The sequence below is a fragment of the Christiangramia sp. genome (genome assembly GCF_029937855.1).
Classification (GTDB): Bacteria; Bacteroidota; Bacteroidia; order Flavobacteriales; family Flavobacteriaceae; genus Christiangramia.
Genome location: NZ_JAPYPC010000054.1, coordinates 1 through 10,099 on the forward strand (window position 1 = coordinate 1; position 10,099 = coordinate 10,099).

General features: G+C 36.8%; 7 protein-coding genes. 2 read left to right on the plus strand and 5 right to left on the minus strand.

The genetic code is table 11. The annotated features are described in order from the left end of the window. Window positions 1-232 precede the first annotated feature (232 nt). Window positions 233-1,198, plus strand: a complete 966-nt coding sequence (locus tag Q1K34_RS17435) for a lipid A deacylase LpxR family protein (protein WP_300441865.1) — start codon at window positions 233-235, stop codon at window positions 1,196-1,198. Window positions 1,199-1,475: 277 nt separating this feature from the next. Here Q1K34_RS17435 and Q1K34_RS17440 read toward each other — a convergent pair whose 3' ends face one another. From Q1K34_RS17440 to Q1K34_RS17460, 5 genes are all read right to left on the minus strand, one after another. Continuing rightward, entirely contained in the window at window positions 1,476-1,769 is a 294-nt protein-coding gene (locus Q1K34_RS17440) for an STAS domain-containing protein (RefSeq protein ID WP_300441867.1), read from the minus strand. A gap of 243 nt (window positions 1,770-2,012) precedes the next feature. Next, on the minus strand, window positions 2,013-2,729 hold the full coding sequence (locus Q1K34_RS17445) for a response regulator transcription factor (protein WP_300441869.1): 717 nt from the start codon (window positions 2,727-2,729) through the stop codon (window positions 2,013-2,015). A gap of 5 nt (window positions 2,730-2,734) precedes the next feature. Further along, window positions 2,735-3,061 (minus strand): Hpt domain-containing protein, encoded by a 327-nt coding sequence (locus tag Q1K34_RS17450; RefSeq protein ID WP_300441871.1) that lies wholly within the window; start codon window positions 3,059-3,061, stop codon window positions 2,735-2,737. Window positions 3,062-3,065: 4 nt separating this feature from the next. Continuing rightward, the gene (locus Q1K34_RS17455) at window positions 3,066-5,441 is read right to left on the minus strand and encodes a PAS domain S-box protein (protein WP_300441873.1); all 2,376 of its coding nucleotides are present in this window, start codon (window positions 5,439-5,441) and stop codon (window positions 3,066-3,068) included. Window positions 5,442-5,613: 172 nt separating this feature from the next. Next, on the minus strand, window positions 5,614-6,033 hold the full coding sequence (locus Q1K34_RS17460; protein ID WP_300441876.1) for a response regulator: 420 nt from the start codon (window positions 6,031-6,033) through the stop codon (window positions 5,614-5,616). Between the two features lie 299 nt (window positions 6,034-6,332). On the opposite strand from Q1K34_RS17460, the gene Q1K34_RS17465 reads away from it, so the two are divergent. Next, on the plus strand, window positions 6,333-10,099 hold a 3,767-nt coding region (locus tag Q1K34_RS17465), incomplete at its 3' end, for a hypothetical protein (protein ID WP_300441878.1).

A 10,099-nucleotide genomic window follows, 5' to 3' on the forward strand; every position in this document is an offset into this window, starting at 1 on the left:
ATTCTATTCATTTAACTATTGGTAAATAAAATTACAATCTTCAGGATTAAAGAAGTTAAGTTTTCAGTATTCTGCCATAAAACAATATCAGGTTCGAATAAAATAAAGAGTTTGACTAGGAAGCCACGGCTCCTAAAATTCTTTAAGTAGGAAAACATTAATTTTCGATTTTTAAGTTTAAAACCAATTTATTCGCTAAATCCAGTTCTCTTCTCTTTGCGTAAATAATAGTATGAAGTACAATCCTTTTTCCTTTGTTTTATTTCTTTTGATTCCGAGCTTTCTATCGGCGCAAAAAATAGATAATCTGGTATCATTTCGCGATATTAAAAGTGATTCCTATTTTAGATTTAATTACGATAATGATTATTTCTCGGGTACAGATGAAAACTATACTCAAGGTTACAGCTTAGAATTAGTTATTCCATTTTTAGAAAAAAATCCTGCTAATTATCTTTTTTTGACACCCAAAAAAAATTCTGAGGTCAAATATGGATTGGCAATAGAACATATTGGCTTTACAGCTCCTAATATTGGAAGTCCTGAAATACAATTTGGAGAACGCCCCTTTGCCGCCGCAATTATGCTAAAGAGTTTCGCCATTATCACAGATACATTGGCAAATTCCAGATTAGCCTCTTCTTTAAGTTTGGGACTTATAGGCCCCGGTGCCTTCGGAAAAGAAATGCAGGCAGGTATTCACAAGATCACGGAAAACACGATACCTGAAGGTTGGAAAAACCAGATAAAGAACGATGTAGTTATAAATTACGAGATAGCTTATGAAAAACAACTATTAAGAGTGGGAGACTATGTATCGCTGCAATCTAATTCTACGGCACGGCTTGGTACTTTATATACTAATGCATCTATTGGCCTCAATACTAATATTGGACTTATAAATTCAGCATTTTCAGCGAACAAAAGGAAAAGTAAATTTCAGTTATATGGATATTCCCAGGTTTTGGGAAATCTAATTGGTTATGATGCCACGTTACAAGGTGGGGTTTTTAATAATGATAGTCCGTATACGATTTCTTCTGAAGAAATAACGAGACTTACCGGCCAATTCAATTATGGTTTTATATTAAAGACCAAAACATTATATTTTGAATATTCCCGCACAGTTCTCACTCGGGAATTTGCTACCGGATCCCCAACCAAATGGGGCGGAATCAAAATCGGGTTTAGGTTTTGATCTTTTGAGAAAATAAATAAGGATCTGCCTTGAGTACGATACGTAAAATGAAAGAGGAAGAATGCCATCTATGAAATAAAAAAGCCGACTCGTTAAAGTCGACTTATCTTTTAAGGTTCAATTCCCTTCGCTCGCACCAAAGGAAAAGCCCATAGCTTTTACATGCATAAAAACTGAAATTAAGCCTATCTAAAAAAACCTCATACGAGAGTATGAGGCTTTCCTAACATAAGTAGGCTAACGGATAAATAGAAGATCTATTTTCTGAAATTAGGGCCTAATCCAGAATGGTCTTCAAACCGCTCCTATTAATAATATCATTTAAACACGAAGTTTTATTTAATAAAATATTTACTTTTTTCGAAATTTGCTGGGCTTTATTTTTAAATTGAAATAGCATATAAATACCCGGAATGTCTATGTAATCCAATTCGGTAATATCTAGTACCAGGTGTTTCCTTGTAAACAGGAGTTCGTTTAGATGGTTTTGAACTTTAACAGCATTATCAGAGGTTAACTTTCCAACAATTTTTAAAATACCTTTTTCATCAACTTCAATATACATTGCCATATTTACGCTAGTCCTTAATATTTATAAAAAGAATTTGTACAGGAAGAATATTTAACCAATGTAGGGAAGAAGGTACTTTTTTCTTTTCTATCATAACCTAACCAAAACCTGATAGCCTGCACAAATTCAATATCAAAAATAGAGGGATTTATCATTGATATTTGAATTTTTAGACGGATGGTATGTTAACTTAGACGAATTGTCTAAATAAAGAGGTAACGGGCTAATATGCCAAAAAAGGATCTACAGCAGGTTTAAAACCTTCATTAAATCGGCCCGTTTAGATCTGCTAATAGGAATAACGTCTTTACCTATTAAAACTGAATTATCTTCAATATCAATAATCATCCTTATATTGATAATGAACGATCGGTGTATTTTAAGGAATGTAGAACCTGGTAATTTCTCTTCAATTTTCTTCAGTGTAGAATGCACCACGTAATCTTTTGAAATGGTTTTTATAAGAATATAATCGCCCCGGGCTTCTATAAATTTGATAGAAGAAATGGTGATTTTCACTAAACGCCTGGAGACGCTAATAAACATTTCATCATCTTCAGTCTCCTGTTTCATGGTTTCTGAAGTGCTCTTTTGTTCTATTGATTGTGGTTCATTTGAAGCCTTTCTCAATGCCTTTTCAAAACGCTCAGGAGAAAAAGGTTTTACAAGATAATCTACAATCATTTCATACTCAAAAGCCGCAAGCGCAAAATTTTTATCTGAAGAGGTTAAAATAATTCTTGGTGGGTTTTGCAAGGTGTCAATCAAATCAAAACCAGTGAAACCCGGCATATGGATATCTAAAAACATTATATCTATATCGTCATTCTTATTCAAGAATTTAATGGCTTCCATAGCATTATTAAAGGATCCTTTTAAATCAAGGTTTGCATTCTCACTTACTAATTGTTGTAAGATGGCCCTGGCAGTTTCTTCATCGTCTATAATGATACATTTCATATTCCCTAAATTTCACAGGATTCAACAAAGCTTTTCAATTGCCTCAAATATATTTCAAACTTCTCTTTATACCTATCTTCTTTTTCACGTAAAGACTCTTCATAATCTATAGCTAGCTTGTATGCTTCTTCCATTTGAAATATTCCTATTTTATGCTTAATCTTATGTATAATTTCTGCGGCCTTTTCAAATTCCCGAGCTGAGATGTTTTTTTTATAAGACTGAATCTCTACCGGAAGCTCCTTTTTTATGATCGTAATGATTTTTCTTTCAAACTCCTTATTGCCGCCAGAGAGTTGTTTTATATAATCGAGATTTGGAGACTTTGGCATAAATTCATTTTTTAACTACCGCATTTTTCAAACTAAAATAGAAGGTGGTTCCCTTACCAATCTCACTCTCCAGCCAGATCTTTCCATTATAAAGCTTTACAATTTTTTTTACAATACTTAATCCAATTCCGCTGGACATATCGTTGTTGCCCAGTGACCTGAAAATTTTAAAAATTTTATCATGGTCTTCTGGAGCGATTCCAATGCCGTTGTCTTTAACCGAAAAAATATAGGTAGAACCATTTTGAGTATGATCTATTTTAATTCGCCCATCTTTTTTATTACTATAGTTTATAGCATTTCCCAGCAAATTCTGAAAAAGTTGCTGCATCCTGGTCGCATCGGCAACAATTTCTGGCAATGGCTTACAAACCGATATCTCAATATGTTCCGGAATATAAAGCATCTCCTGTACCTCTTCTAATAATGTATTTAGATCTATTCTTCTGTTGTCTACCCGGTCACTATCAATGCTTGAGTATTTCAGGATATTTTCAATAAGATGATCCATTTTTTCAATCCGGATTTGCATGAGGTCTAAGTTGGTAAGACTTTCTTCTCCGAGCTGATTTCTAAAATCTTCTTTTGTCCAGCTTAATAATGCTGAGATATTCCGCAAAGGAGATTTAAGGTCATGACTTACAATATGCGCATATTCATTGAGCTGTTCATTTTGGCGCTCAAGATTTTGAAGCAGGCGCTCTTTTTGTATTTCCAGATTTTTTTGCCTCGTAATATCCAGGTGAATAAGAATAAAACCCTGTTGCTCCCCGTTTATATCAAAATTTGGAGCACCACTTACAAGCCAGAATCTCTTTTTTCCCGTTTTAGTCTTAATTTTAACTTCAAATGGTTCAGAAATAAACATCCCCAAATTCATAAAATTCTGTACCCTGTCTGATTCCTCTTGATAATTAAAAACCTCAGAAACCGATTTACCCAACAATTCTTCCTGATCGTAGCCACTTAAATCAGTAAAACTTTGATTAGCTAGTAATACAATACCTTCGTTACTTACTTCCAGTAAGCCAAGGTTCATATTTGCTATAATATTACTATATTTTTCTTTTTGAGACTTAAGTGTATCCTTGTAATTCTTTTGCAGCGTAATCTCATTAAAACTCCATAAATGACCTTTGTATGTGCCTTCTATATAAACAGGAGTATAATTTCTTTCCAAAATTCGACCATCGGCAAGTTCAAGTTCTTCTCCAACTACACGAACTTTTCTTTTTAATACATCCTGCATCCGGCTCATAAAATGTGTTGGATCCTTAAAATAATCCATAAAGTTTTCAGCGCTATTTTTCAGGTTCGTGCCTTCCAACTCTTCTGGAGTTACTCCCATCTCGAACATACTACAACACATTTCATTTACAAGTAGAACGTTGCGCTCTTCATCTTCAAGCAAAACACCGGTCTGAAGATTTTTCACAAGACTTGATAAACGTTCTTCAGATTCCTTTACCTTCTGTTTGGTTTGTAGATCGCTGGTTACATCTTCAATAATGGCAATTTGAAACTTAATATTGTTCTTTTCATCACGAACGGCAGAGACTGATGTCTTTGCCCAGATATTATTTTTATCCTTTGTAATATATTTTTTTTCGAGACTAAAAGATTCGATTTCCGCATTTTTTAATCGAGACAGATAGGTTGCGGTCAATTCATGATCATCCTTATGGGTGATTTGCCTAATACCCAGTTGCATTAACTCCTCTTCAGAATATCCCAACATAGTACAAAAAGCCTTATTTACTTTTATAAACCCGGTTCTCCCAGGTTCCATAAGGGTAATTCCCAGGGGGGAGTTATCAATAATAATATCTAACTGGCTTTTTTGTTCCTTTAACTTCTCTTTGGTAAGAGTTTCTTCAGTTATATCTCTAACTATACCCTGTGCGGCTTTAGGTTTCCCCTCTTGATCATAAATTATGGAAGCATTTATCTGGACTGTTTTTTCCTGATTGTTCTTAGTAAGAATTACGGCTTTATAATTAGAAAAAGATCCAGTATAAAAAAGCTGTTTAAACGCCTCTACGGTATATGATTTATAATCGGGATGTACAAGATCAAGTAAATTAATATTTTCTGAAACATCAAATCCCAGTAATTCTTTGGCGGGATTGTTCATTCGTAAGACAAAACCATCGATATCCATCACGACATATGCGTCGCTAATGTTTGAAAATACACCTTCTAATTCAGAGGTCTTTTCAGTAAGAAGCTGTTGTAATTGTTCACTGGATTGTTTCAAAGCTTCAGAAAGGTCAAAAAGCTTTCTGGATTTTTTTTCGAGATTTCTTTCAGCTATTATCCGGGCGGACTTTTCCTTTTTCAGCCTAAGTTCTAATTCGTTAATTCTTTCGGTTAAATCCATTTAATGGGGGAATTCTGAACATAATTTAGTTATTATATTCAGATCTAGTACATTTCAAATTTGGCGAATTTTTGAAAAAGATCAAAAAGATTCTTTTTATCACTTTTAATAAAATGTATAGAATATTCCAATGATAAATGCTGAATTATAAAAATTAGCCCCGGGGTATCTATTAACCGCTAACGTTTATAAGCTCATTCTGGCCCCAATAATCTATTAACGCTTTGAGCTTAACCTCGTAATCTTCAAATTTAAAAGGCTTAATGATATAGCCTGCAATCCCGATCTTATAACATTCTAATACATCTTTTCTGTTATTCGAGGTTGTTAGGATAATTACCGGCAAGTATTTTAACTGATTATCGCGCTTTAGAATTCTCAAAAATTCTATCCCGGAGATTTTAGGCATATTAAGATCTAGAAGAAGAATATCAGGCAGGGGTTCTCCAGATTTTAGCTGTTCAATAGCTTCTTCTCCATTTTTCGCCTCTATAATTTTTGGAACGATTGGAAGCATAGCAACAGTGCGACGTAATTTCATCACTTCAATGGCATCATCTTCAATAAAGAGAATATTTAATCTTTTGAGCATAAAATATATCCTGAAAAGTATCAAAATTGCAGAAAACAGATCGGGAACAACTTATAATTCGTTCAATCGTCAATTCTTATAGTTGAATGGAATTTTTAGCCCGTTGAATCGAAATATCAATGGTAATAAATTCTAAACAAAGCAACTCAAACGTTAAAATATTCTTCTTATCACTGAATTGACGCCATTCGTCGAAAACTAAAAAGCTTCTTTTTCGTATATATTAATATTTGTACTCTATTATAGTACGTCTGCAAGTATTATAATATTTAAAGCCCAAATCAACTGAACATTATCTTATGGAGAGACCATTACCCCCCTATTTTTCCAAATTTGGAAAAAACATCCTTATTTTTTGTTTCTTATTTTTCGCCATAACTTCTTTAAATGCACAAACTAAAGGACTTATATATAAGCAGGCTGCTGGTAGTGGCCAAAAGGTATTAGATCCAAATGCAGACGGATATTCCTCTGAAACCAACCAGGGTTTTTTCGCGAATGATGAAACTGAGAGTGAAATTCCTTACACTGCCCTTCCTTCTGTAGGTGCTTCCGAACCTGATAGCGATTTGGGACCGGGACCAGATTGTAAATTTACCGATCTGGTAAAGTCTGAAGATAATAATACGGTTTACACCTATCTGGACGGTGCTGGCAACCTAATGTTCCGTTTTCGATTAGGTGGCACCGCAGAAAACTCTAAAGGATATTCAATTCTTATAGATACCGATCAAAAATTTGGTGCCAGCGGTGAAAATGCCGATCCTAATTACATCCCTGGAAATCCGGGGTTTGAAATAGAAGTTGTTCTAAGAACCAATTTTGGTGTGGGTTTATACGACGTAGATGGAACGGTTTCTCCTGTTGAAGTGGGAGATGCGGTTTCAGACAGGCCTTACGATAATTTTGCACAAAAGAGTATCGCCCTTTCAGAAATTTGCGGGGATGATGATTACTTTTATGATTTCTATATTCCCTTTGCAGATATTACCGCCGCTTTTCCTACAGTCACTGTAAATACTCCGCTGCGAATGGTAGGAAACACAGTAATTAACCCAAAAGCTGCTATTGGGAATAACGGGATATCCGATCTGGGTGGTATTGACGATACTACCGGAATAACCGATGGTTTATGGGAAGAACTTATCAATGTGTTCCCACCAACCAGTGTTACTGAAATTGGATCTGGATCTACATTACCCCCAAGAGCTGCCTGCCCCTCTATCACAGGTCCTATCACAGCGGATGCTACCTCTATTACCGGAACCTCTTCTGAAGTAGATGGTGCTACGATCGAAGTTTTACGCGATGGAGTATCAGAGGGGACTACCACGGTAAGTGCCGGAAACTGGACGCTATCCGGATTAAGTCCTGCGGTAGGAAATGAAGTCTTTTCTGCAACTGCAAAGGTTTCCGAAGCTACAGCCGTTTCAACGGGAACTGAAGAAAAGTCTGCATCCTATTCAGATTGCAATAAAACTACTGTAGGTGCTACATGTTCGAGTCCACCTGATGTGACTGGTACAGAGAACGGATCAAAAAAGGCATTTCAGGGGACAGCAACAGTTTCCGGAAGTTATGATTTAACTATTTATGAATCAGATGGCACTAAATTAGTGTCCCCTGCTGGTACAAGTAATCCTTCCAACTATTCCACAAATAGCTGGATTTGGGAATATGGAACTGGAGGAACTAAAATCCCGGCCGGAGTTTATTATTTTACAGTGACTGAAACTGGTAAATGTGAATCTTCAAAAACAGAATTTTGTTTTGATACAACTACCTTTTCCTCGGCTCCAGTAATTTCTAATACCCCTATATTAGAATCAGACACTAGCATTTCTGGTACTGCAATTACAGGAGCTACAATAACGCTACTCATCAATGGAGAAGAACAGGGCTCTGTTGTAGCAAATGGTGGAGACTGGAGTTTTAGTATTTCTGATTTGTCCCAGGGAGATGAATTAACTATTAGGGCGATCGAAAGCGGAAATTGTAGTGCAGAAACAAGTGTTACTGTAAATGCACAATCTGATGCACCTATAGTAAGGGGCGAATATTGTCTTGCCGGAGGAATGACGGTAAACACAGTGAATGGTGTATCATCAGAAGACGCAGGTTCAGAAATTAAAATTTACTCAAGTCCAACGCAGGGTGGGATGAAAAGTCTGGAGGGAACTACAAATGTTCAGTCAAATGGTTCCTGGTCTGCAAACGGCTTAAATATCCTTATTGGCAGATATATTACTGCAACCGCACAGAACACTGGAGAAATTGTAAGTGAATTTTCAAATGAAGTTTTAGTAAGAAGCAAAACTCCTTCACCAAATCTTAAAATCACTTCAGATCCAATAACAGAAGGTGATGCGAGTATAACGGGCGAAGCTTTAGCTAGTACCAGTGTTGAGTTAACCATCCAGCTATATATGGATGGTGTTGCTATAGAAGGTGCCACGGCGACAGTAAATCCCGTAGTTGGCGTAGCATCGGTTCAGGAGTGGACAATTACCGGTTTAGACACCCCTTTCAACAAATTATATGCAGGTGGAGTTGCGACGGTCACTGTTACCAGTCCTACGATAGGCTTTTGCGAAAGTGATCCCTCCAATGCCGTAACTGTGCAGTGTAAACAGCCAGCCTCACAAGTATTTAGTGCAACAACAAGTACAACGGTGTGCCAGAACGAAACAATCTCATTTCAGGTAAACGATACGGAAGAAAATATAGTTTACGAACTTATAGATCAAACCGATACTGGAGTAGGACCGGCCATGCTTGGTACAGGATCTTCTATTTCACTTACTAGTTTCGGATTAAACACCGCAGTTACAGGGATCAGAATCCGTGCACAAAAGATCGGAATAGACTGCGATAGAATTATTCTACCCTCAGTTCCAGTTACGGTAAATCCTTTACCAGCTATTACTCTGGGTGCAAATCCCATAATAAACGATAATGAAACTTCAGCATTTATTAGTTATACAAATGCTGTAAATGACCCTGCAAACTATGTATTATATTTTGATTCATCTGCCAACTCAGCGGGCTTTACAGACATTACAACACCTACAAATCTACCCGCATCACCAATTGAGATTTTGGTACCAGGTACAGCGTCTGAGGGTACATACAATGGAGTTATAAAAGTATTAAATACCACCACCGGATGCTCTTCTGGAAATATTCCTTTTAGTATTATCATAGATGCATCGGCTCCTCCGGCAATCAATTTCACTATAGACCCAATCAATGATATTATCATAAATGAAAACACAGCCTATACCGGACCTACGCCGGTTCTTTCTGGAGATACACCGGTTGGGACAGTAACTTATACTTTGGCCGGAGAAGATGCAGGTGACTTTACGATAAATTCCAGTACCGGGGTGGTGAGCATGGTGGCCCGTGATTTTGAAAATCCGGTAGATGATGATACTAATAACACCTATGAATTAATTGTTATCGCAACAGATGAAGATAGCAATACCGATAGTGAAGCATGGGCAGTTGAAATTTCAGATGTCAATGAGGCTCCTGCCATCACCAATAATTCCAGTGCAGCCACTCATGAAATTGACTTTGCTGAAAATGGAACTGGTACTGTAATCGACTGGGATGCGACTGATGCCGATGGGGATGCCCTGACGTATTCGTTGAGCGGTGCAGATGCTGCTTTATTTAATTTAGATACCACCACGGGAGAATTGACTTTTAAATCAGCTCCTGACTTTGAAGGCAGTGGTGATAATGAGTATGAAGCCATTGTTACGGTAACCGACGGAACCCTAACCGATACCCAAACCCTTACGGTGAATGTGACCAATGTGAACGATAATGCACCGGTAATTACGAATAATTCCAGTGCAGCCACCCATGAAATAGACTTTGCTGAAAATGGAACTGGTACGGTAAAAGACTGGGATGCTACTGATGCTGATGGGGATGATTTGACGTATTCGTTAAGCGGAGCCGATGCTGCTCTATTTAATTTAGATACCACCACAGGGGAACTGACCTTTAAATCAGCTCCTGATTTTGAAGGCAGTGGCGATAATGAGTATGAGGC

What these genes read in the sequence shown, in the direction of transcription:
- Q1K34_RS17455 (WP_300441873.1), bottom strand. Translation starts at nt 5,441, where the DNA reads ATGGATTTAACCGAAAGAATTAACGAATTAGAACTTAGGCTGAAAAAG.
- Q1K34_RS17460 (WP_300441876.1), bottom strand. Translation starts at nt 6,033, where the DNA reads ATGCTCAAAAGATTAAATATTCTCTTTATTGAAGATGATGCCATTGAA.
- Q1K34_RS17440 (WP_300441867.1), bottom strand. Translation starts at nt 1,769, where the DNA reads ATGGCAATGTATATTGAAGTTGATGAAAAAGGTATTTTAAAAATTGTT.
- Q1K34_RS17450 (WP_300441871.1), bottom strand. Translation starts at nt 3,061, where the DNA reads ATGCCAAAGTCTCCAAATCTCGATTATATAAAACAACTCTCTGGCGGC.
- Q1K34_RS17435 (WP_300441865.1), top strand. Translation starts at nt 233, where the DNA reads ATGAAGTACAATCCTTTTTCCTTTGTTTTATTTCTTTTGATTCCGAGC.
- Q1K34_RS17445 (WP_300441869.1), bottom strand. Translation starts at nt 2,729, where the DNA reads ATGAAATGTATCATTATAGACGATGAAGAAACTGCCAGGGCCATCTTA.